Consider the following 20,743-nt stretch of genomic DNA (forward strand, 5'->3'; position numbering starts at 1 on the left):
GCGTTGCGCTCCTTGCATGTGCCAACGCACATGCGGCGTCGCGCGCCTTGATTGGCCCGCCCTGGCATACCTTCGCGACCCCGGAGTAGTGTGAACAGGCCCTGGCCGCGCCCCCTACACTCGGGGCCGATGGAAACTCTCACCCTGGTGACCCTGATCGTCATCGGCGCCTACCTCGTCAACTCGCAGCAGCAGCGCCGGCGCATCGCGCTGCTGGGCAGCCACCTCGGCCACTACCAGATCGAGAAGCTGATGGAGAACCTCACCGAAGGCTACCTGCGCTGTCTCGGCGAGGACGATCCCGAGCGCCGGGCCCAGATCTGGGGCCTGCTCGACAGCACCGAGGCCAAGCTGTCGGCGCAGTTCGACAGCTTCGCGGCCGAATTCGCGCAGGTCGGCGAGAAGGAGGCGCGGGTCAGCAAGCTGCCGCTGGCGCTGCCCTTCGTTGCGCAGCTGCTGCCGGCCGCGACCTTCGACCTGCGCCAGGCCTTCGCGATCCATGCCCGCGGCATCGCCGGCGTGATGCGCAACGAAGCGCAGCGCTCGCCGAAGGCCAAGGCCTACATGATGTCGGCCGAGCTGTTCCTGATGCAGCACAGCTGCCATTGGTATTGCAAGTCGAAGGCGGTGGCCTCGGCGCGGCTGATGGCGCGCCACAAGACCTCCCACGCGCAGGTGCTCGACGCCGTGAGCCCCGAGACCCGCAAGGCCTACGCGGCGCTCACCGGTCAGTGAACTGACAGCAGCGGCAGCGTGAGCGTCGCCAGCGCGCCGCCGCGCGGCGCGTTCGCGAGTTCGACCCGGCCGCGATGCAGGGCCGCGATCTCTTTCACGAAGGCCAGCCCGAGCCCGGTGCTCTTCTTCTGGCTGTGGGGCCGGGCGAGCGAGTAGAACTTCTCGAAGACCTTGTCCTTTGCATAGTCCGGGATGCCCGGACCGCGGTCGCGCACGCTGACGATGGCCCGGCGCGAACTGGCCTCCAGCGCCAGCAGCACCTCGGCGCCCGCGGGCGAGAAATCGATCGCGTTGTCGAGCAGGTTGCTGATCGCGCGGCGCAGCAGGAAGGGGTCGCCTTCGACGCTGGCCTCGGCATGGATCGCGACCTGCACGCGCACTTCGCGCCCCGCAGCCGCGGCCTGGGCACCGGCGGCCACCTCCCGCAGCAGGGGCCCCAGCGCCACCGGCTCGCTGCGGTCCAGCGCGCGCCGGGTCTCGAGCGCGGTGAGCTCCATCATGCGGTCGACGATCTCCTGGATGCGCTGGGTTTCGTGCGCGATGTTGCCGAGGAAGCGCTCGCGCTCGGCCTGCGGCATCGACGGCTCCTGGATCAGCTCGGCGGCGCCGCGGATGGCCGACAGCGGGCTCTTGATCTCGTGCGTGAAGGTCTGCACGTAGTCGGCCACGTAGTTGCGGCCGGTGAAGGCGTCGCGCATCTCGCCCAGGCCGCTGCGCAGCGTGTCGGCGGCCCGGCGCAGCATGCGGCCCAGGCTCAGGCTGCGCTGCGCGCGCAGCCAGCCGACGTAGTCCGAGATCAGCCCGAAGGGACGCACCAGCCAGACCGAGACGATGACCGCGCCCACCAGCAGGGCCAGCGCCGAGCCGACGCCGACCCACAGCGTGCGGGCCCGCGCGTCCTCGACGAACTGGCCGAAGCTCTGGACCGGCTTGCCGACGCTGACCACGCCGACGATCTCGTTGCCCCAGCGCACCGGCGCGCCCACGTACATCACCGAGCTCAGCGGATCGCCGGCGATGTCGCGCGTGGTGCGCGCGCCGTAGGTGCCCGCCAGCGAGCGGCTGACGTCGCTCCAGCGCGAGAAGTCGGCGCCCAGGTTGCGGCCCTGCGAATCGAACAGCACCCGGCCGTTGCGGTCGGTCACGTACATCCGCAATTCCACGTGGCGCTTGTGCAGGTTGTAGATCTGGGCCGAGAACTGGCGGGCATAGACCGAGCGGAACAGGGGCTCGAGCCGCGCGGTGTTGATCGCCCCGGCGATCACGTCCTGTTCGACCAGGCTGGCCATCAGCTGCGAGGCCTCGACCAGCGATTCTTCCGCCGACTCGCGGTAGCGCGGGTCGATGTCGATCACCACGCGGTAGAGCAGGAAGGCGATGCCCGCCGTGTAGATCAGCAGGATGCCGAGAAAGATGCGGGTCCTGCTAGTCACACGGCAGGCGGCAGTTCTTCGTTCAGCGCATAGCCGGTGCCGCGCAAGGTGCGGATCGGATCGACCTCGGGCGCGATCGCCTTGAGCTTGGCGCGCAGCGTCTTCACGTGCGCATCCACGGTGCGGTCGAAGCTGTCGCTGGCCTCGTCCCAGACCAGCCGCAGCAGGTCGTCGCGGGTGTAGACGCGCCCGGGCCGCTGCACCAGCAGCCGCAGCACGCCGTACTCGTAGCGCGAGAGTTCGAGCAGGCGGCCGTAGTAGCGGATCTGCATGCGTTCGAGGTCGAGCGCGAACGGCGTCGCGGGCGCGGCGGGGGCGGCGGCCGGTGCCGGGGAGGTGGCCGCCGCCGGCACTCCCTGGGCGCCGCGGCCGCTGCGGCGCAGGATCGTCCGCACCCGCGCCACCAGCTCGCGCGGCGAAAAAGGCTTGGCGATGTAGTCGTCGGCGCCGAGTTCCAGGCCGACCACGCGGTCGATCTCGTCGCTGCGCGCGGTCAGGAACAGCATCGGCACCTGCGCCCCGCCGGGCAGGGCCTGCAGCCGCTTGAACAGCTCGAAGCCGTTCATGTCGGGCAGTCCGACGTCGAGGATCGCGAGCGCCGGCGGCTCGGCCGTGAACTGCGCGATGGCCTGGGCGGCGGTGGCGCACCAGACCGGGACGAAGCCGTCGGTGCGCAGCACGTACTGCAGGGTGTCGGCGATGCCGGACTCGTCTTCGGCGATCAGGATCCGGGGGTTGGAGAGCATGCGGCGATGGTAGCCAGCCGGGGCGCCGGTGCGGCGCAGGCCTCTGAAGTTTGGCCGTATGACGAACGAACACTATGCAACCGCACTCACTTTTTGTAGTATGTAAGTATGCAAGTACAAAATCTCACAGATTCTGCTTCTGCTGCTCCGCCGGTGACTGCCAGCCGCGAGCGCACGGCTGCGCCCTGGCTGCCGATCGAGCGGGCGGATGGCAATTCGCTGAGTTACGACGACTTTCTCGCCCGCTACATGCATGCGAACCGGCCGGTCGTGATCTCGAATGTCGGCAAGGGCTGGGCGGCCATGCGCCAATGGACGCCGGAGTACTTCAAGCAGCGCTTCGGCAGCAAACCGGTCGCCATCGGCTACGAGCGGAACATGCCGTTCGACCGCTTCATCGACGAAGTGATCGCTTCCAGCGCGGAGAACCCCGGTCCCTACATGTACCGCTCGTTCCTGCACGAAGTGCTGCCGGAACTGCTGCCGGACGTGATGCCGCAGAACAAGTTCGCATTTCCTCGGCGCTTCTCGAGCCCCCTGATGCCGGAGAAATGGCGCCGTCCGGACGGCTACCTGAAATTGCTGATCGGCGGTGTCGGCAGCAAGTTTCCGGTGATGCATTTCGACGGCGAGAACGCGCACGCCCAGATCACCCAGATCTATGGCGACAAGGAATTCGTGGTTTTTCCGCCCACCGACACCCCCTATTTGTATCCGCGGGTCGCGTTCCCCAATCATTCGACCGTCGACGACCCGGTGATGCAGAACCGCGAGCGTTTTCCGTTGCTCGCGAAGGCGACGCTCTACCGGACCGTGCTCAAGCCCGGGGACATGATCTTCGTGCCGGCGCGTTGGTGGCATGCCGCGCGCGCGCTGTCGACCTCGATCTCGGTCTGCACCAACATGCTGGACTCGTCGAACTGGCAAGGCTTCCAGGACGAGGTGGCCGCCGAGGAGGCGAAGCGGTCGCCGGAAGCCGGCGCCCGGCTGGGCGGCCAGCTGGCGCGCATCGACCGGATCCTGACCCGGATCGAGCGCTTCCAGAAGGATTCGCCCGCCCTGGCGCGCGCTCTGGTGCTGCCCGCCAAGCTTGCACCACTGTCGGCCGAGGCCGCGCCGGACCCGTCGCGGCGGCAGCTGCGGATCCGCATTCCGACCTCCTGAGCGGCCCCGGCCCATGTCGGGGGCCGGGACGGCGGCCGGGCTACTGCGCCCGGTAGCCGGCGTTCTCGATCGCGACGATGATGTCCTGCCGGGGGTGCTGGCTGACGACGTCGACATGCCCGGTCTCGAGGTCGACCGTGACCTGCGCGCTGGGATCGATCGTCTGGACTGCGTTCTGCACCACGCCGGCGCAGTGGCCGCAACTCATGCCCGTGACCTGGAACTTCTGGCTCATCGTGATAGCTCCTTCATGTGGTTGAAGCGCGAGTTTGAACCTTTCCCCCATGTCAATGTCCAGTGAGGGGGTGCTTCCTGGGGTACAAACAGCAAGTTTTTTTCACTTCACTACCCACCCATGCGAATCCTTCTGGTCGAAGACGATGAGGTCCTGCGCGGCGTGATGCTGCGCAGCCTGGGTGACGCGGGCCACCGCGTCGACGTGGCGGCCAACGTCGAGGACGCCGACCACCTGTGGCGGGTACAGACCTTCGATGCCGTGCTGCTCGACCTGAACCTGCCGGCGACCGCCAGTCCGACCAGCGGCCTCGCGAGCGGCCTGGCGGCCCTGCGCCAGGCGCGCGCCCGCGGCGACCGCACCCCGGTGCTGGTGCTGACCGCCCGCGACCGCACCGACGAGCGCATCGCCGGCCTGGACGCCGGTGCCGACGACTACCTCGGCAAGCCCTTCGACCTGGCCGAGGTCGAGGCCCGGCTGCGGGCGCTGGTGCGCCGGGCTCAGGGCACCGAGGACATCGCGCTGCTCGGGCAGCTCCGGCTCGACCGGCGGGCGCGCCGCTTCGCCGTCGGGGGCGTGCCGCTGGACCTGCCGGCTCGCGAGTTCGAGGTGCTGTGGGAGCTGATGAGCCCGCCCGGGCGCACGGTCAGCAAGCGCGAGCTGTCCGACAAGCTCTCGACCTTCGACGAATCGCTCGGCGACAACGCGCTCGAGGCCTTCATCTCTCGGCTGCGCAAGAAGCTGGTCGCCAGCGGTGCCGCCATTCGCACGCTGCGCGGCATCGGCTACCTGATGGAAGCCGAGACGTGAGCGGCGGCGCGGCGGCCGCGCCCTCGCTCATCGCGCGGGTGCTGCGTCGCGTGCTGCTGCCGCTGGGCCTGACATGGCTGCTGGGCACCGCGGTGGCGCTGGTCGTCGCCAGCTATTTCGCCGAGCAGGCCTTCGACCGCGCGATGCTGGACGACGCCTATTCGGTGTCGGCCAACGTGCGGGCCGGCGAGCGCGGCATTGAGCTTCTGCTGTCGCCGCGCGAGATGAACAACCTGCTGTTCGACCAGGCGGAGACGGTCTACTTCGCGGTGCTGCGGCCCGATGGCTCGCTGCTGGCCGGCGACGCCGGCCTCGGTGCGCCGGCGCCGCAGGACGGCGCACGCCACCGCTTCTCGCGCATCGACTACCAGGGCCAGGCGCTGCGGGCGGTGGTGCTCAACCATGACGAGCCGCTCGCCTACCGCGTCGTCATCGCCCAGACCACGCGCGGGCGCGCCTCGCTGGTCGAGAAGCTGCTGGCGTATTCGCTGGCGCCGCAACTGGTGCTGCTGGCGCTGCTGGCGGCCTGGATCTGGCGCGGCATCGATCGCGAGCTGCATCCGCTGGGCGACCTGCGGCGCACGCTGGAGCGCCGCGACGCCCATGACCTGGCGCCGGTGCCGGTGGCCCGCAGTTCGCGCGAGCTCGAGCAGCTCGGCGACACGCTCAACGCGCTGTTCGAGCGCCTGGCACGCAGCGCCTCCGCGCAGCGCGAGTTCGCGGGCAATGTCGCGCACGAGCTGCGCACGCCCCTGGCGGGCATCCGTGCGCTGGCCGACTATGGCCTGGCGCAGCGCGATCCGGCGGCCTGGCGCGAACAGCTGCAGCAGATCCTCGCCAGCCAGGTGCGGGCCAGCCACCTGGTCGACCAGCTGCTGGCGCTGGCGCTGGCGGACGAGGGCCATACCCGGCTGCAGCGCGAGCCCCTGCGGCTGGACCAGCTGGGACAGCAGGCGGTGCTGCGGCACCTGGCGCGCGCCGATGCCCAGGGCGTCGATCTCGGCGGTCTCGGACTCGAGGAAGCGGTCACGGTGGCTGCCAATGCGGCGCTGGTCGAGGGCATCCTCGACAACCTGATCGACAACGCGCTGCGCTACGGCGGCCACACCATCACCGTGGAACTGTCGGGCCGCACGCTGAGCGTGGTCGACGACGGTCCGGGCATCGCGCCCGATGCCCAGCCCGACCTGCTGCAGCGCTGGGCACAGGGGCCGGCGGGCCAGAAACTCGGACAGGGCGCCGGGCTGGGCCTGGCGATCGTGGCCCGCTACGCGAAGCTGCTCGGCGCCGAGCTGAGCTTCGCACGGGCCTCCGACGAGGGAGGGCTGCGCGTCAGCGTGGCTTTTGCCGCCGACGCGCAGGCGGCCGTTCAGGCCAGGGCCGGGTAGTCGGTGTAGCCGGCTTCGCCGCCGCCGTAGAAGGTGTTCTTGTCCCACGGATTCAGCGGCGCGCCTTCGCGCAGGCGACGCACCAGGTCCGGGTTCGAGATGAAGGGCCGGCCGAAGGCGACCAGGTCGTCGCCTTCCTTGAGCGCTTCCTCGGCCAGCGGCTTGTCGTAGCCGTTGTTGACCATCCAGGCGCCCTTGCCGCCGGCCGCGCGGTAGGCGGCCTTCAGCGCCTCGTAGTCGAAGGGCCGGTCGTCCAGTTCGCGCGGGCCGCCGGTGGCGCCCTCGATGACGTGGATGTAGGCCAGGCCGAGCGGCGCCAGCTGGCGCACCACGTAGTCGAACAGCGGTTGCGGGTCGGCGTCGTGGACGTCGTTGGCCGGCGTCACCGGCGACAGGCGGATGCCGGTGCGGCCGCCGCCCACCGCGTCGACCACCGCGCGCGTGGCCTCCAGCAGCAGGCGGGCGCGGTTGGGGATGCTGCCGCCGTAGTCGTCGCTGCGCTTGTTGCTGCCGGTCTTCAGGAACTGGTCGAGCAGGTAGCCGTTGGCGCCATGGATCTCGACACCGTCGAAGCCGGCGGTCTCGACCGCGTTGCGCGCCGCGGCGGCATAGGCGTGCACGATGCCGGGAAGTTCGGCTGCATCGAGTGCGCGCGGCTCGGAGGTCTCAACGAAGGTCGGCACGCCGTCCTTGATCAGCACGGTCTTGGTCTTGGCGGTGATCGCGGAGGGGGCGACCGGCTGGCCGTTGTCGGGCTGCAGCTCGGTGTGCGAGACGCGCCCGACGTGCCACAGCTGGACCACGATCTTGCCGCCCTCGGCGTGCACCGCATCGGTCACGTGCTTCCAGGCGTCCAGCTGGTCGGTGCCGTAGAGGCCCGGCACGTCGGCATAGCCCTGGCCTTGCTGGCTGATCGCGGTGGCTTCGGTGATCAGCAGGCCGGCGGAGGCGCGCTGCGCATAGTAGGTGGCGGTGATGTCGCGCGGCACGGCATTGGGGGCCCGGTTGCGCGTCAGCGGCGCCATCACGATGCGGTTGTCGAGCGCCAGATCGCCTGCCTGGACGGGATCGAAGAGAGAGGACATGAACGGAGTGCCTGTTGTTGAAGATGAGGGAAGAGAACGCGCAAGGGTAAACCCCGAATCGCAACCCTGCTGTCGCACGGTTGTCCTGTTGGTGCTAGGCGCTGCCGCAGAATGGGCGGATTCCGCATGCCTTCGACGCCCGCCTCGCTCACGCCCGCCCAAGCCCTCCGTCTCGCATTGGCGCTGTCGCTGGGGGCGGCCGTCTCGCTCGGCATCACCCGCTTTTCCTATGGCCTGCTGCTGCCGCCGATGCGCGCGGACCTGGGATGGAGCTATGCGCTGGCCGGCGGCATGAACACCGCCAATGCCGCCGGCTACCTGTTGGGTGCGCTGCTGACGCCGGCGCTGATGCGGCGCTTCGGCGCGGTGCGGCTGCTGGTCGGCGGCGCGGTCGCGGCCAGCCTCTTCATGGCGGCCAGCGGCTTCTTCGTTTCGGCGCCGGCGCTCTTGCTGCAGCGCCTGCTGGCTGGCCTGGCCAGCGCCTGGGTGTTCGTCTCGGGCGGCCTGCTGGCGGCCCGGCTCGGCAGCGCGCAGCCGTCGCGCGCGGGTTTGTTGCTGGGGCTCTACTACGGCGGCACCGGCTTCGGCATCACGCTGTCGGCGCTGCTGGTGCCCGCGGTGCTGCAGGCCGCGGCGGGGGCACCGCATGGCTGGGCCTGGGCCTGGTGGGCGCTGGCGCTGGCCAGCGTCGCGGCCACCGCGGTGCTCGCGTTCGCGGTGCGCGCGTTCCCGGGGGAGGGTGCCGTTGCTGCGGCGCCGACGCCAGCGCCCGCGGCGGGCCGGCCGGCCTGGCCGATCCGGCGCTTCGGCTGGGCGTTGGCGGGCTATGCGCTGTTCGGTGCCGGCTACATCGGCTACATGACCTTCGTCATCGCGCTGCTGCGCGAGCAGGGCGCGAGTCCCGGCGACGTCACGCTGTTCTACGCCTTGCTGGGCGTCGCCTGCGTGGCGTCGGCCCGCCTGTGGGCCGGGCTGCTCGACCGATTTCGCGGCGGCGGCCCGCAGGCACTGCTGAACGCCCTGCTGGGGGTGGCGACCCTGCTGCCGGTGCTCAGTCCGGCCTGGCCCCTGACCCTGGCCTCGGGCCTGATGTTCGGTGCCGTCTTCCTGTCGGTGGTGGCGTCGACGACGGCGCTGGTGCGGCACAACCTGCCGGCCCCGCAATGGGCGGCCGGCATCAGCGCGTTCACGATCGTCTTCGCGCTCGGCCAGATCGTCGGCCCGACCGTGACCGGCTGGATCTCCGACGGCCGCGGCGGCCTCGCCGGCGGCCTGGTCGCGTCGGCCCTCGCGCTGTGGGCCGGCGCCTTGCTGGCGTGGCGTCAACGGCCCGCTTGAGGCCTCAACGGATTACTTCGTGAGGCCTTCTGCCTTCAATGCCTCCTGGACCGCGGGGCGCGAGGCGACCCGCGCGTGCCAGGCGTTGAGCTTCGGCAGGTCGGCGATGTCGACGCCGGTGGGCTTGGCCCAGTTGGTGACCGCGAACAGGTAGCCGTCGGCGACGCTGAAGGTGTCGCCCATCAGGTAGTCCTTGTCGGCCAGCTGGCTGTCGAGCCATTCGTAGCGCGAGCGCAGCTTGGTCTTGGAGATGGCCTTGCCTTCTTCAGGCATGCCCGGATTGAACAGCGGCGAGAAGCTCTTGTGGATCTCGGTGCCGATGAAGGTCAGCCATTCCTGCAGCCGGTAGCGCGGCATCGTGCCGTTGGCCGGCGCCAGGTTCTTGGTCGGCGCCAGGTCGGCGATGTACTGCAAGATGGCCGGGCCTTCGCGCAGGCGGGTGCCGTCGTCGAGTTCGAGCATCGGCACGTAGCCCAGCGGGTTGATGCCGTAGTAGTCGGTGCCGTCCTGAAGCTTGTGGCTCTTGGTGCTGGCGAGCACCGGTTCGAAGGCGAGGCCCGCTTCGCGCAGGGCGATGTGGGGCGACAGCGAGCAGGCGCCCGGCGAGTAGTACAGCTTCATTCGAAAAACTCCTGTGATTAGGCGAAATGCGTTCTTGAGCGTTCTTGACGACGCGACAGCGATGCTAAGCGGTTTCACGGCCCGCGTTTTTGTCCTACGGTGCCTTGGGCGCCGCGACTATGGGGCCGTCGCGAGCGGGTTCCTAAGCTTGCGGGCACCGCGACGGGGTCCGTCGTTCAAGGAGTCCACTCATGTTGAAGTACGCCATTGTCTTCGCCGTCATCTCGTTGATCGCCGGTGCCCTGGGGTTCGGCGGCGTGGCGGCCGGTGCGGCCGGCATCGCCAAGGTGCTGTTCGGGCTGTTCCTGGTGCTCGCGGTCGTCTTTCTCGTGCTGGCCGCCCTCGGCGTGGGCGCGGTGAAGAAAGCCCTGGACTGAGCGCCTGAACGCCATGCACTTCTCGCACATCGACGCGCTGCTCGAATACGAGGTCGCCGCACCGTCGCACCTGCTGCTCAACATCGAGGCCGCGCGCAGCGGCGCGCAGGTGTTGATCAGCGAAGACCTGGTCATCGAGCCCGCGGTGCCGCTGCAGGCCTTCTGCGACGAAGGCAGCGGCAACCGCTTCGTGCGCTTCGATGCGGCGCCCGGGCCGCTCAGGATCCGCTACAAGGCCCATGTGCAGCGCGCCTGGGCGGAGGTCCCGACCGACCTGGCGGAAGTGCCGGTCAACGAGGTGCCGAACGAGATCCTCCACTACCTCATGCCGAGCCGCTACTGCGAGTCGGACCTGATGTCGCGCTGTGCGCTCCAGCTGTTCGGCGACCTGCCGCCGGGCATCGGGCGCGTGCAGGCGATCGTGGACTGGATCCACGACAGCATCACCTACGAGCCGGGCAGCAGCGACTCGACCACCACGGCGCGCGAGGTCTTCGTCGAGCGCGCCGGGGTTTGCCGCGACTTTGCCCACCTCGGGATCACCTTCTGCCGGGCGCTGAACATCCCGGCCCGGCTGGTGGTGGGCTATGTCTGGTTCGACGAGCCGCCGCAGGACTTCCATGCGGTGTTCGAGGCCTGGCTGGGCGGGCAATGGGTGCTGTTCGATGCCACGCGGATGGCGCCGGTCGACCGGCTGGTGCGCGTCGGCACCGGGCGCGACGCCAAGGATGTGGCTTTTTGCACCCTCTTCGGCCCTGTGAGCATGACGGCCAAGACGCTGAGCGTGCGCGAACTGCAGGATGAGCGTCAGGGTGCGCCGGCCGAGCCGCGCCCGAGCGGTCAGATCGTGGGCATCGAGAAGCCGGTGGCGCTGCCGGCGGAAGAACTGGCGTCCGCGCACGAGGTCAGCGCCATCGACTGAGTCCCTGATGCTATCAAAATGATAGCATCAGATCCAATGCCGATGGCCAGTCGGCGCCAGGCATCGGGTCGGCCACCTTGCCCTCACGGCAGCACGAAAGTGCGTCGGCGATTAAAATCACCGCCCCTTCCCGAGCGCGCACGCGTGGTGCGCCCCATCCCATGCTGTACCCCGAAGAATTCGATGTGATCGTCGTCGGCGGCGGCCATGCCGGCACCGAAGCCGCGCTGGCCTCCGCCCGTATGGGCGCTCGCACGCTGCTGCTGACCCACAACATCGAGACCCTGGGCCAGATGAGCTGCAACCCCTCGATCGGCGGGATCGGCAAGGGGCATCTCGTGAAGGAGGTCGACGCGCTCGGCGGCGCGATGGGGATCGCGACGGACGAGGGCGGAATCCAGTTCCGGATCCTTAATTCCAGCAAGGGGCCGGCGGTTCGGGCGACCCGGGCGCAGGCCGACCGCATCCTGTACAAGGCGGCGATTCGCCGGCGGCTCGAGAACCAGCCGAATTTGTCGCTGTTCCAGCAGGCGGTCGACGACCTCATGATCGAGGGCGATCGCGTGGTGGGCGCCATCACGCAGGTGGGCATCGCCTTCCGGGCGCGGGCGGTGGTGCTCACGGCGGGCACCTTCCTGGATGGGCGCATCCATGTCGGCCTCGACAACTACCAGGCCGGCCGGGCGGGGGACCCGCCGGCGGTCAGCCTGTCGGCCCGGCTCAAGGAACTCAAGCTGCCCCAGGGGCGCCTGAAGACCGGCACGCCGCCGCGGCTCGATGGCCGAACCATCGATTTCTCGAAGTGCACCGAACAGCCCGGGGACGGGATGCCGGGCGGCGCCGGCCCGATGCCGGTGTTCAGTTTCATGGGCCGGGCGGAGATGCATCCGCAGCAGGTGCCTTGCTGGATTACCAACACCAACGCCCGTACCCACGACATCATCCGGTCGGGATTCGATCGCAGCCCGATGTTCACGGGCAAGATCGACGGCATCGGCCCGCGCTATTGCCCGAGCGTGGAGGACAAGATCAACCGCTTCGCCGACAAGGAAAGCCACCAGATCTTCCTCGAACCCGAAGGGCTGACCACCCACGAGTTCTACCCCAACGGGATCTCGACCAGCCTGCCGTTCGACATCCAGTACCAGCTGGTGCGCTCGATGGCGGGCCTCGAGAACGCGCACATCCTGCGTCCCGGCTACGCCATCGAATACGACTACTTCGATCCCCGCGAACTCAAGAGCAATTTCGAGACCCGCGCGATCCAGGGCTTGTTTTTCGCCGGGCAGATCAACGGCACGACCGGCTATGAGGAAGCGGCTGCGCAGGGGCTGTTCGCGGGCATCAATGCGGCACTGCAATGCCGGGGCGAGGCCGCGTGGCTGCCGCGGCGCGACGAGGCCTACCTGGGCGTCCTGGTCGACGACCTGATCACCAAGGGCGTGACCGAGCCCTATCGCATGTTCACGAGCCGGGCCGAGTTCCGGTTGCAGCTGCGCGAGGACAACGCCGACATGCGCCTGACCGAGGCCGGCCGGAAGCTTGGCCTGGTCGACGATGCGCGATGGGACGCTTTCTCCCGCAAGCGAGACGTTGTTTCACGTGAAACAGAGCGGCTGCGTTCGATCTGGGTCAATCCGCGGAACCTGCCGGCTGCCGAGTCGGAGCGGGTGCTGGGCAAGGCGATCGACCACGAATACAACCTGGGCGACCTGCTGCGCCGCCCAAACGTCAGCTACGCGTCGCTGATGTCGCTGGACGGTGGAAAGTACAGCGCGCCGGAGGCCCCGGGTGCGGTCGAGATCGAGCAGATCGAGATTGCGGCCAAGTATTCGGGCTACATCGATCGCCAGCATGACGAAGTCGAGCGCGCCGCCCATTTCGAAAACCTCAAGCTGCCCGAGACCTTCGATTACGGTCAGGTCAAGGCTCTGAGCTTTGAAGTGCGGCAGAAGCTGGCCAAGCACCGGCCCGAGACGCTGGGCATGGCCTCGCGCATCTCGGGCGTGACGCCGGCCGCCATCTCGCTGCTGATGATCCATCTTCGAAAGGGTGGGCACCAGGCTTTCGCCCGCGACCCGGTCGAAGCAGAAATCCCGACCGCCGAATGAGCCAGGAGCAACTGCTGCGCGAAGGCTCGGCCGCGCTGGGCCTGGACCTGACCGACATTCAATGCGAGCGCCTGCTGGCCTACGGCGCGCTGATCCTCAAGTGGAACAAGGTCTACAACCTGACCGCGCTGCGCGATCCGGCGACCGTGCTCACGCACCATCTGCTCGACAGCCTGTCCGTGATCGCGCCGCTGCGGCGCGAGTGTCCAGGCGCCGCGAATTTGCTGGACGTTGGCGCCGGCGCGGGGCTGCCCGGGGTGGTCATCGCCATCCTGCGCGACGACGTCCAGGTCACCTGCCTCGATGCCGTGGCCAAGAAGGCCGCCTTTGTCCAGCAGGTGGCGTCGGAGCTGCGCTTGAAAAACCTGCGCGGGTTGCACGCCCGGGTGGAGGCGCTTCAGGGCAGCTATGAGCTGATCAGCTCTCGCGCATTCGCCTCGCTGGCGGATTTTGTCTCGGGCTCGCAACACCTGCTGGCGCCGCAAGGCAAGTGGATGGCCATGAAGGGCAGGGCGCCGGATGACGAAATCGCCCAGCTTGCGGCCAGCTGCGAGGTGTTTCACGTGGAACAACTCACGGTTCCGGGGCTGGACGCCGAGCGTTGCATCGTCTGGATGCGAAAACCCGGCGTCTGACCCACGCTCCGCGCGTCGACCTCGCTTAGACTCGACGCACTCCCCATTGAGGTACTTTGCATGTTCGGCATCGCTGATTACGGCGCGTTCGTCGCGGCCATCGTTCTTTTTCTCGCGATTCCCGGGCCTGGCAACCTCGCGCTGATCACTTCGACCGGCAAGGGCGGCATCCGTGGCGGCCTGGCCGCCACTTTCGGGGTGATCGCGGGCGACCAGGTGCTGATGTGGGCCGCCGTGGCCGGCGTCGCCGCACTGTTGACCGCCTATCCGGCCGCATTCAGTGCCGTCCAATGGCTCGGCGCCGGCTACCTGGCCTGGCTGGGCCTGAAGATGATCCGGGCCAAGCCCGGCGCGGCCCCGATCCTGAACATCCGGCCCAGGCAGTACTTCCAGCAGGCCGTGACCATCACCTTGCTGAATCCCAAGGCCATCGTCTTCTACATGGCCTTCTTCCCGCTTTTCATCGATCCCAGCCGCCACCAGGGCCTGGCCACCTTCGGGGCAATGGCTGCCACGATCGCTTTCCTGACCTTCATGTACGGCCTGATCGTGACCTTGCTGACCTATTTCCTGGCCGAGCGCCTGCGCGCCAATCCCAAGGTTTCGGGTGCACTGGGCAAGCTGGCGGGCGTATTCCTGATCGCCTTCGGCTTCAAACTGGCCATTTCCCGCTGACATGGCCAAGATTTTCTGCATTGCGAACCAGAAGGGCGGCGTCGGCAAGACCACGACCACGGTGAACCTGGCGGCCGGCCTGGCCAAGGTTGGGCAGCGGGTCCTGATGATCGACCTCGATCCGCAGGGCAACGCCACCATGGGCTCGGGCGTCGACAAGCGCCAGCTGGAGACCACGGTGTACGACGTCCTGCTCGAATCGGCGTCGGTCGCCGAGGCCCGGGTCCGGTCCGAAGCCTGCGGCTACGACATCCTCGGCGCCAACCGCGAGCTGGCGGGCGCCGAGGTCGAGATGGTGGCGCTCGACCGACGCGAGAAACGCCTGCGCACCGCCCTGGCCGCGGTCGGGGCCGAATACGACTACATCCTGATCGATTGCCCGCCGAGCCTCAGCCTGCTCACCCTCAACGGACTGTGTGCCGCCCACGGCGTGATCGTGCCGATGCAGTGTGAGTACTTCGCACTCGAGGGGCTGACCGACCTGGTCAACACGATCAAGCAGGTGCACGCGAACCTCAACAAGAACCTTCAGATCATCGGCCTGCTGCGGGTGATGTTCGATCCGCGCATCACCCTGCAGCAGCAGGTGAGCGAGCAGCTGAAGGCGCATTTCGGGGACAAGGTGTTCGACACCGTGATCCCGCGCAACGTGCGCCTGGCCGAAGCACCGAGCTACGGCCTCCCGGGCGTGGTCTTCGATCCGCCAGCCAAGGGCAGCGTGGCCTTCGTGGCCTTTGCCCAGGAGCTGGTGGACAAGATGCCGCCGGCCAGCGCGATGGCGTCGGAGGCCGCAAGCCCGCCCGTGCCCGCCCCGATGGACGCACCGCCGGTGGCGGTCCAACTGCCGGACAGCCTTTGACCGCCCCCAAGATCCTGCTGCTGCCCGGCTGGCAGAACAGCGACGAGGCCCACTGGCAGAGCCGCTGGGAAGCGCTCCATGGCGATCACCGGGTCGAGCAGCACGACTGGATGCGGCCGCTGCGGGGCGACTGGAGCGCCCGGCTCGAAGAAGAGGTGCTGGCCGCCCCGGGTCCGGTGGTGCTGGTCGCACACAGCCTGGGCTGCATCCTGGTGGCCGCCTGGGCTGCGCACTCGGGCCATACGGCCAAGGTGCGGGCGGCGCTGCTCGTGGCGCCCGGCGACCTGGAACGCGACGACCTGCGCCAGATGATTCCCGGCTGGGCGCCGATCGTGCGCCAGCCGCTGCCATTTCCTTCGCTGATGATCGCCGGCCAGGACGACCCGTACTGCGAGCCCGCGCGTTCGCGCCAGCTGGCGCGCGACTGGGGCGCACGCTTCGTCGATGCCGGCGCCCGCGGCCACATCAACGGCGAATCCGGCCTGGGCGACTGGCCCGAAGGCCGCGCACTGCTGAACGAACTACTGAAAGACAAATGACCTCCATGGCCACCAAAAAACCAAAGGGCCTCGGCCGCGGCCTCGAGGCCCTGCTGGGCCCGACCTTCAACGGTTCGGACACCGCGGTCAACGACGACTCGGTGGTACCGAATCCGACCACCTTGCAGCTCGACCAGATGGTGCCTGGCGTCTACCAGCCACGCACGCGGATGGACGAGGGCGCGCTCTACGAGCTGGCCGAGAGCATCAAGGCGCAGGGCATCATGCAGCCGATCCTGGTGCGCCGGCTCGACAGCGACGCGGCGCGCGAGAAGAAGGCCGAGTTCGAGATCATCGCCGGCGAGCGGCGTTTCCGTGCCGCCGGCCTGGCCGGCCTGGAGAGCGTGCCGGTGCTGGTGCGTGACGTGCCCGACGAGGCCGCCGCCGCCATGTCGCTGATCGAGAACATCCAGCGCGAAGACCTCAATCCGCTCGAGGAGGCCCAGGGCCTGCAAAGGCTGGTGCAAGAGTTTGGGCTTACTCACGAATCCGCCGCCCAGGCGGTGGGGCGCTCGCGCAGCGCGGCCAGCAACCTGCTGCGCCTGCTCAACCTGGCCGAGCCCGCCCAGGCCATGCTGATGGCCGGCGACATCGACATGGGCCATGCGCGCGCGCTGCTGTCGCTCGACAAGGGCACGCAGATCACCGCGGCCAACCAGATCGCGGCCAAGAAGATGTCGGTGCGCGAAGCCGAAGCGCTGGTCAAGAAGCTGGCGGCCGAGTTCAGTCTCTCGCCGTCGCCCCGGCGCGGCGCCGCCGAGAAATCGCGCGACCTGCTGCGGGTCGAGGAGGAACTGGCCGACCTGTTGGCGGCCGAGGTTGAAGTCCGCATCAAGAAGCGCACCCGGCGCGGCGGCAAGGTGGAAGAGAGCGGCGAACTGGCGATCCACTTCGGCTCGCTCGACGCGCTCAACGGCCTCATCGACCGCATCCGCCAAACGGCCTAGGTCGCCGTCCGGCGTCCCTTGCTTCTGGTTGAATTGATTTCAACCGGTTACCCGTCCTATGCTCCCGCTACAACTTTTAAATCAAAAGTTCTAAGAGGGGAATCACATGGGACAACGCGTATCGCCATGGGCCGCCATGGCCGCGGCTGCGATGCTGCTCGCGGGCTGCGAAACCACCGACATGCAGATGGGCAGCCAGAGCGCCAAGACGGTGGCCACCGGCAGCGCTGCCGGCAGTGCCAGCGCCAACACCAGCAGCGCGCTCGAGAAATGCGCCTCGCCGCTGGGCACGGTGTCGCTGGTCGAGAACCAGTCGGCCGGCTGGTACACGATCCTGCGCAACGAGTACAAGCTGCCGCCGACGTCCAACCTGCTGCGGCTGCTGATCCAGCAGTCGAATTGCTTCGTGGTGGTCGAGCGCGGCGCGGCCGGCATGAACGCCATGTCGCGCGAGCGCCAGCTGTCGCAATCCGGCGAGATGCGCCAGGGCAGCAACTTCGGCGCCGGCCAGATGGTCGCCTCCGACTACGGCATGTCGCCCGAGATCGTCTTCAGCAACCAGAACGCGGGCGGCATGGGCGGAGCGCTGGGCGGCCTGGTAGGCGGCCGCTACAGCGGCGTGCTGTCCGCGGTCGGCGGCAGCATGCAGACCAAGGAGGCCAGCGCGATGCTGACCTTGATCGACAACCGGTCGGGGGTGCAGGTCGCGGCCTCGGAGGGCAGCGCCTCGAAGACCGATTTCGGGGCCTTCGGCTCGGTCTTCGGCGGCAGCGCCGGCGGCGCGCTCGGCGGCTACACCAACACCGCCCAGGGCAAGGTGATCAGCGCCGCCTTCATGGACGCGTTCAACCAGATGGTTATTGCGCTGCGCAACTACAAGGCGCAGACGGTGCAGGGCCAGGGGCTGGGCGGCGGCGGCCGGCTCGGCGTGGACGGCGCGGCGCCGCCGTCGCAGACCTCGGCGCCGCAACCCGCACCGGCTCGCCGCGGCAGCAGCACGCAGAAATAAGGGCAACGCTCAGGGTGAGAAAAAACCCCGGCCGCTTGCCAGAGCGGCCGGGGTTTTTCATGGGGGGCTTGATGTGAAGAAGGGCTTGATCAGTTGAGGACAGAGCAAAAACTGCTGCGCAGTTTCTTGGTCTGTCCCGCAAGGCTTCAAGAAGTCTTGGTCTGTCCCGCAAGGTCTCACAAGTTAAAGATCTTGCCCGGATTCATGATGTTCTTCGGGTCGAGCGCGCGCTTGATGGTGCGCATCATGTCGATCGCGCCGACACCCGCTTCGGTCACCAGGAAGTCCATCTTGTGCAGGCCGACGCCGTGCTCGCCGGTGCAGGTGCCCTCGAGCGCCAGGGCGCGCGAGACCAGCGCATGGTTGAGCTTCTCGGCGGTCACGCGCTCCTCGGGCAGGTTGGGGTCGAGCAGGTAGCCGAAGTGGAAGTTGCCGTCGCCGACATGGCCGACCAGGAAGTAGGGGATGCCGCTGGCATCGGCCTCGGCGACCGATTCGAGCAGGCAGTCGGCCAGCCGCGAGATCGGCACGCAGGTGTCGGTCGAGATGACACGGCAGCCGGGGCGCGACTGCACCGCCGCGAAGTAGCTGTTGTGGCGCGCGGTCCAGAGGCGGGTGCGCTCCTCGGGCGTGCTGGCCCACTCGAAGGCCTTGCCGCCGTGGCCGCTGGCGAGTTCCTGCACCGTCTCGGCCTGTTCCTTGACGCCGGCCGGCGAGCCGTGGAACTCCATCAGCAGCATCGGCTCCTCACGCAGGCCGAGCTTGGCGTAGGCGTTCACCATGCGCACCGTGTTGACGTCGATCAACTCGACCCGCGCGATCGGCACGCCGAGCTGGATGATCTCGATGGTGGTGCGCACCGCCGCCTCGATGCTCGGGAACGAGCAGATCGCGGCCGACACCGCCTCGGGCAGCGGGTAGATGCGCAAGGTGACTTCGGTGATCACGCCGAGCGTGCCCTCGCTGCCGACGATGAGCCGGGTCAGGTCGTAGCCGGCCGAGGACTTCTTGGCCCGGGTCCCGGTGCGGATCACTTCGCCGCTGGCCGTGACGACCTCGAGCGCCAGCACGTTCTCGCGCATGGTGCCGTAGCGGACCGCGTTGGTGCCGCTGGCGCGGGTGGCCGCCATGCCGCCGATCGAGGCATCGGCGCCCGGGTCGATCGGGAAGAAGAGGCCGGTGCTCTTGATCTCGTCGTTGAGCTGCTTGCGCGTGACGCCGGGCTGCACGGTCACCGTGAGGTCGTCGGCGTTGATCGACAGCACGCGGTTCATGCGGCTGACGTCGATGCTGATGCCGCCCTGCACCGCCAGCAGGTGGCCTTCGAGCGAGGAGCCGACGCCGAACGGGATGACCGGCACGCTGTGCGCGCTGGCCAGCGCGACGGCGTCGGCCACGTCCTGCGTGCTCTCGGCGAAGACCACGGCCGAGGGCGGCGGTGCGTCGAAGGAGGACTCGTCGCGGCCGTGCTGTGTGCGCACCGCCAGCGCGGTCGAGCAGCGCTCGCCGAAGCGGGCCTTCAGCGACTCGATGAGGGCGTCGGGCACCGCGCGCAGCGCGATCTCGGGCGTGAGATGGGAGGGGGCGGTGGGCGCATTCATCGGGGCGGTCTCCTGAAGGGTCTAACATTCTACGAACCGCTTCCTCAACCCGCACCAGAGACCACACCCATGGGCAACCGCCTGACACAGATCGCGACGCGCACCGGCGACGACGGCAGCACCGGCCTCGGCGACAACACCCGCGTCCCCAAGGACCACCTGCGCGTGCACGCGATGGGCGACGTCGACGAGCTCAATTCGCAGATCGGCGTGCTGCTCTGCGAGCCGATGCCGGCCCCGGTGCGCGAATTGCTGGTCGACGTGCAGCACCAGCTGTTCAACCTCGGCGGCGAGCTGTCGATGCCGGGCTACACGCTGCTCAAGGCCGAGGCCCTGCTGCAGCTCGACAATGCGCTGGCCGAGCACAACGCGGCCCTGCCGCGGCTGGCTGAATTCATCCTGCCCGCCGGCACCCGCGCCGCCTCGCTGGCCCATGTCTGCCGCACCGTGGCTCGGCGCGCCGAACGCGCGGTGGTGGCGCTGGGCGCGCAGGAGGAGATCAACGCTGCGCTGCGCCACTACCTCAACCGCCTGAGCGACCTGCTGTTCGTGCTCGCGCGGGTGCTCAACCGGGTCGATGGCGGCGACGACGTCTACTGGAAGAGCGAACGCATGGCGCGCGCCGCGGCCGAACCCCAGGATTGAATGCGAGACGAAAAGGAGATCGAACCCATGTCCCTCACGAGCAAAACCCGCACGTGCACCGCAGGCGCAGCCCTGGCCTTGCTGGGCGCCGTCGCGCTGCTGCCGCTGTCCGCGCAAGGCGCCGAGAGCAAGGTGCTGAACGGCATCGAACGCGGCAGCGACGCCGCGGGCCGCGGCATCGAGCGCGGCGCCCATGCGACCCGGCAAGGCGTCGACCACACGGCCGAGCGCGCCAGCGCGCCGGTGCGCCGCTGGGGCGAGGCCCTGGGCCGCAAGATCACGCCCGCCGGCAGCCACAAGCCGGCCGCGCCGGCCGTCGGGCCTCAAGGCACCGCGCCCTGAATCCGGGCCGGCTTTACCTTGCTTCACGTGGCGCGTACATGCGAGCGCCAGGCGCGACACCTGCGGCTTCCACACTGGACTCCTCATCAACGCAGAAGGAGTTCCGACAATGATCAAGTCCAAGAGCATGGCAGCTGCCGCCGCAGCGCTCGCGATGTGCATGGCGGGAAGCGCCTTCGCGCAGGATTCGCGCTTCGATCGCGGACCCGACCGCAATGACCGGGCACAGCCCGGCTATCGCGTCGACGCCCGTCCCGACTACCGCCCCGACCCCCGAGGCGCCTACCGTCCGGGTCCGGACCGATTCGATCATCGCGCGTATCCGAATCCGCACGCCGAATGGCGCCGCGGCGGGCGCATGCCGAGCGAGTACCGCGGCCGCCAGTACGTCGTGAACGACTGGCGCGGGCACCGCCTGCAGCAGCCGCCGCGCGGTTACCAGTGGATGGGAGTGGGTGGCGACTTCGTGCTGGCCGCAGTGGCGACAGGGCTGATCGCCCAGATCGTCATCGGCCAGTGACCGGGC

23 protein-coding genes are annotated in these 20,743 nt (G+C 68.8%); 17 read left to right on the forward strand and 6 right to left on the reverse strand.

Going from position 1 to position 20,743, the window contains the following annotated elements:
• The first annotated feature begins 129 nt into the window (after positions 1 to 129).
• Positions 130 to 735, forward strand: coding sequence for a hypothetical protein (locus QTI68_RS37300; protein ID WP_286529269.1), 606 nt, complete (start codon positions 130 to 132; stop codon positions 733 to 735).
• On the opposite strand, the gene creC is transcribed toward QTI68_RS37300, so the two are convergent.
• A complete protein-coding gene (creC, locus tag QTI68_RS37305; protein ID WP_286529270.1) occupies positions 729 to 2,168 on the reverse strand; it encodes a two-component system sensor histidine kinase CreC in 1,440 nt (479 codons plus the stop codon). The two genes, QTI68_RS37300 and creC, sit on opposite strands and share 7 nt — an antisense overlap.
• Positions 2,165 to 2,914, reverse strand: a complete 750-nt coding sequence (creB, locus tag QTI68_RS37310; RefSeq protein ID WP_286529272.1) for a two-component system response regulator CreB — start codon at positions 2,912 to 2,914, stop codon at positions 2,165 to 2,167. Before creB ends, creC begins: the two co-directional genes overlap by 4 nt.
• Positions 2,915 to 3,067: 153 nt before the next feature.
• Here creB and QTI68_RS37315 point away from each other — a divergent pair, with 153 nt between their 5' ends.
• Positions 3,068 to 4,078 (forward strand): cupin-like domain-containing protein, encoded by a 1,011-nt coding sequence (locus QTI68_RS37315; RefSeq protein ID WP_286529273.1) that lies wholly within the window; start codon positions 3,068 to 3,070, stop codon positions 4,076 to 4,078.
• A 40-nt stretch (positions 4,079 to 4,118) separates the two neighbouring features.
• Here the strand turns inward: QTI68_RS37315 and QTI68_RS37320 are convergent, their stop codons facing one another.
• Positions 4,119 to 4,313: a heavy-metal-associated domain-containing protein gene (locus QTI68_RS37320; RefSeq protein ID WP_286510471.1), complete on the reverse strand. Its 195-nt coding sequence runs from the start codon at positions 4,311 to 4,313 to the stop codon at positions 4,119 to 4,121.
• Positions 4,314 to 4,433: 120 nt separating this feature from the next.
• Between QTI68_RS37320 and QTI68_RS37325 the strand changes: the two genes are divergently transcribed.
• A complete protein-coding gene (locus QTI68_RS37325) occupies positions 4,434 to 5,123 on the forward strand; it encodes a response regulator transcription factor (RefSeq protein ID WP_286510472.1) in 690 nt (229 codons plus the stop codon).
• Positions 5,120 to 6,511 (forward strand): sensor histidine kinase, encoded by a 1,392-nt coding sequence (locus QTI68_RS37330; RefSeq protein ID WP_286529275.1) that lies wholly within the window; start codon positions 5,120 to 5,122, stop codon positions 6,509 to 6,511. Before QTI68_RS37325 ends, QTI68_RS37330 begins: the two co-directional genes overlap by 4 nt.
• On the opposite strand, the gene QTI68_RS37335 is transcribed toward QTI68_RS37330, so the two are convergent.
• Positions 6,493 to 7,596 carry an alkene reductase gene (locus tag QTI68_RS37335; RefSeq protein WP_286529276.1) on the reverse strand — a complete coding sequence of 368 codons (1,104 nt, stop codon included), beginning with the start codon at positions 7,594 to 7,596 and terminating at the stop codon, positions 6,493 to 6,495. The two genes, QTI68_RS37330 and QTI68_RS37335, sit on opposite strands and share 19 nt — an antisense overlap.
• Before the next feature lie 126 nt (positions 7,597 to 7,722).
• Between QTI68_RS37335 and QTI68_RS37340 the strand changes: the two genes are divergently transcribed.
• Entirely contained in the window at positions 7,723 to 8,934 is a 1,212-nt protein-coding gene (locus QTI68_RS37340) for a YbfB/YjiJ family MFS transporter (RefSeq protein ID WP_286529277.1), read from the forward strand.
• A gap of 12 nt (positions 8,935 to 8,946) precedes the next feature.
• Here the strand turns inward: QTI68_RS37340 and gstA are convergent, their stop codons facing one another.
• Positions 8,947 to 9,555 (reverse strand): glutathione transferase GstA, encoded by a 609-nt coding sequence (gene gstA, locus QTI68_RS37345; RefSeq protein ID WP_286529279.1) that lies wholly within the window; start codon positions 9,553 to 9,555, stop codon positions 8,947 to 8,949.
• 191 nt (positions 9,556 to 9,746) lie between these two features.
• Between gstA and QTI68_RS37350 the strand changes: the two genes are divergently transcribed.
• The 9 genes from QTI68_RS37350 to QTI68_RS37390 all read left to right on the forward strand — a co-directional run bounded on the left by QTI68_RS37350 (position 9,747) and on the right by QTI68_RS37390 (position 17,629).
• Entirely contained in the window at positions 9,747 to 9,932 is a 186-nt protein-coding gene (locus QTI68_RS37350) for a DUF1328 family protein (protein WP_286510477.1), read from the forward strand.
• A 13-nt stretch (positions 9,933 to 9,945) separates the two neighbouring features.
• Complete coding sequence (locus QTI68_RS37355) at positions 9,946 to 10,854, forward strand: transglutaminase-like domain-containing protein (RefSeq protein WP_286529281.1); 909 nt, start codon at positions 9,946 to 9,948, stop codon at positions 10,852 to 10,854.
• A gap of 161 nt (positions 10,855 to 11,015) precedes the next feature.
• A complete protein-coding gene (gene mnmG, locus QTI68_RS37360; protein ID WP_286529282.1) occupies positions 11,016 to 12,965 on the forward strand; it encodes a tRNA uridine-5-carboxymethylaminomethyl(34) synthesis enzyme MnmG in 1,950 nt (649 codons plus the stop codon).
• Complete coding sequence (rsmG, locus tag QTI68_RS37365; RefSeq protein ID WP_286529283.1) at positions 12,962 to 13,600, forward strand: 16S rRNA (guanine(527)-N(7))-methyltransferase RsmG; 639 nt, start codon at positions 12,962 to 12,964, stop codon at positions 13,598 to 13,600. The genes mnmG and rsmG overlap by 4 nt, the downstream gene beginning before the upstream one ends.
• Before the next feature lie 60 nt (positions 13,601 to 13,660).
• Positions 13,661 to 14,275: a LysE family transporter gene (locus QTI68_RS37370; protein ID WP_286529284.1), complete on the forward strand. Its 615-nt coding sequence runs from the start codon at positions 13,661 to 13,663 to the stop codon at positions 14,273 to 14,275.
• A gap of 1 nt (position 14,276) precedes the next feature.
• The gene (locus QTI68_RS37375; RefSeq protein WP_286529286.1) at positions 14,277 to 15,134 is read left to right on the forward strand and encodes a ParA family protein; all 858 of its coding nucleotides are present in this window, start codon (positions 14,277 to 14,279) and stop codon (positions 15,132 to 15,134) included.
• A complete protein-coding gene (locus QTI68_RS37380; protein ID WP_286529288.1) occupies positions 15,131 to 15,673 on the forward strand; it encodes an RBBP9/YdeN family alpha/beta hydrolase in 543 nt (180 codons plus the stop codon). The genes QTI68_RS37375 and QTI68_RS37380 overlap by 4 nt, the downstream gene beginning before the upstream one ends.
• A 5-nt stretch (positions 15,674 to 15,678) precedes the next feature.
• The gene (locus tag QTI68_RS37385; protein ID WP_286529290.1) at positions 15,679 to 16,620 is read left to right on the forward strand and encodes a ParB/RepB/Spo0J family partition protein; all 942 of its coding nucleotides are present in this window, start codon (positions 15,679 to 15,681) and stop codon (positions 16,618 to 16,620) included.
• 106 nt (positions 16,621 to 16,726) lie between these two features.
• A complete protein-coding gene (locus QTI68_RS37390) occupies positions 16,727 to 17,629 on the forward strand; it encodes a CsgG/HfaB family protein (protein ID WP_286529292.1) in 903 nt (300 codons plus the stop codon).
• A 176-nt stretch (positions 17,630 to 17,805) separates the two neighbouring features.
• On the opposite strand, the gene QTI68_RS37395 is transcribed toward QTI68_RS37390, so the two are convergent.
• Entirely contained in the window at positions 17,806 to 19,230 is a 1,425-nt protein-coding gene (locus QTI68_RS37395; protein ID WP_286529294.1) for an FAD-binding oxidoreductase, read from the reverse strand.
• 69 nt (positions 19,231 to 19,299) lie between these two features.
• Between QTI68_RS37395 and QTI68_RS37400 the strand changes: the two genes are divergently transcribed.
• The 3 genes from QTI68_RS37400 (at position 19,300) to QTI68_RS37410 (ending at position 20,737) form a co-directional block, all read left to right on the forward strand.
• Positions 19,300 to 19,875, forward strand: coding sequence for a cob(I)yrinic acid a,c-diamide adenosyltransferase (locus QTI68_RS37400; protein ID WP_286529295.1), 576 nt, complete (start codon positions 19,300 to 19,302; stop codon positions 19,873 to 19,875).
• A 27-nt stretch (positions 19,876 to 19,902) separates the two neighbouring features.
• On the forward strand, positions 19,903 to 20,217 hold the full coding sequence (locus QTI68_RS37405; protein ID WP_286529297.1) for a hypothetical protein: 315 nt from the start codon (positions 19,903 to 19,905) through the stop codon (positions 20,215 to 20,217).
• A gap of 109 nt (positions 20,218 to 20,326) precedes the next feature.
• Complete coding sequence (locus QTI68_RS37410; protein WP_286529299.1) at positions 20,327 to 20,737, forward strand: RcnB family protein; 411 nt, start codon at positions 20,327 to 20,329, stop codon at positions 20,735 to 20,737.
• The last annotated feature ends 6 nt before the right edge of the window (positions 20,738 to 20,743 follow it).

This window comes from Variovorax sp. J31P207 (assembly GCF_030316965.1).
GTDB lineage: Bacteria > Pseudomonadota > Gammaproteobacteria > Burkholderiales > Burkholderiaceae_C > Variovorax > Variovorax ginsengisoli_B.

Coding starts and splice junctions, on each gene's coding strand:
- QTI68_RS37300 (WP_286529269.1), top strand. CDS start 130: ATGGAAACTCTCACCCTGGTGACCCTGATCGTCATCGGCGCCTACCTC.
- creB (WP_286529272.1), bottom strand. CDS start 2,914: ATGCTCTCCAACCCCCGGATCCTGATCGCCGAAGACGAGTCCGGCATC.
- QTI68_RS37320 (WP_286510471.1), bottom strand. CDS start 4,313: ATGAGCCAGAAGTTCCAGGTCACGGGCATGAGTTGCGGCCACTGCGCC.
- QTI68_RS37325 (WP_286510472.1), top strand. CDS start 4,434: ATGCGAATCCTTCTGGTCGAAGACGATGAGGTCCTGCGCGGCGTGATG.
- QTI68_RS37335 (WP_286529276.1), bottom strand. CDS start 7,596: ATGTCCTCTCTCTTCGATCCCGTCCAGGCAGGCGATCTGGCGCTCGAC.
- QTI68_RS37340 (WP_286529277.1), top strand. CDS start 7,723: ATGCCTTCGACGCCCGCCTCGCTCACGCCCGCCCAAGCCCTCCGTCTC.
- gstA (WP_286529279.1), bottom strand. CDS start 9,555: ATGAAGCTGTACTACTCGCCGGGCGCCTGCTCGCTGTCGCCCCACATC.
- QTI68_RS37350 (WP_286510477.1), top strand. CDS start 9,747: ATGTTGAAGTACGCCATTGTCTTCGCCGTCATCTCGTTGATCGCCGGT.
- QTI68_RS37355 (WP_286529281.1), top strand. CDS start 9,946: ATGCACTTCTCGCACATCGACGCGCTGCTCGAATACGAGGTCGCCGCA.
- mnmG (WP_286529282.1), top strand. CDS start 11,016: ATGCTGTACCCCGAAGAATTCGATGTGATCGTCGTCGGCGGCGGCCAT.
- rsmG (WP_286529283.1), top strand. CDS start 12,962: ATGAGCCAGGAGCAACTGCTGCGCGAAGGCTCGGCCGCGCTGGGCCTG.
- QTI68_RS37370 (WP_286529284.1), top strand. CDS start 13,661: ATGTTCGGCATCGCTGATTACGGCGCGTTCGTCGCGGCCATCGTTCTT.
- QTI68_RS37375 (WP_286529286.1), top strand. CDS start 14,277: ATGGCCAAGATTTTCTGCATTGCGAACCAGAAGGGCGGCGTCGGCAAG.
- QTI68_RS37385 (WP_286529290.1), top strand. CDS start 15,679: ATGGCCACCAAAAAACCAAAGGGCCTCGGCCGCGGCCTCGAGGCCCTG.
- QTI68_RS37390 (WP_286529292.1), top strand. CDS start 16,727: ATGGGACAACGCGTATCGCCATGGGCCGCCATGGCCGCGGCTGCGATG.
- QTI68_RS37395 (WP_286529294.1), bottom strand. CDS start 19,230: ATGAATGCGCCCACCGCCCCCTCCCATCTCACGCCCGAGATCGCGCTG.
- QTI68_RS37400 (WP_286529295.1), top strand. CDS start 19,300: ATGGGCAACCGCCTGACACAGATCGCGACGCGCACCGGCGACGACGGC.
- QTI68_RS37405 (WP_286529297.1), top strand. CDS start 19,903: ATGTCCCTCACGAGCAAAACCCGCACGTGCACCGCAGGCGCAGCCCTG.
- QTI68_RS37410 (WP_286529299.1), top strand. CDS start 20,327: ATGATCAAGTCCAAGAGCATGGCAGCTGCCGCCGCAGCGCTCGCGATG.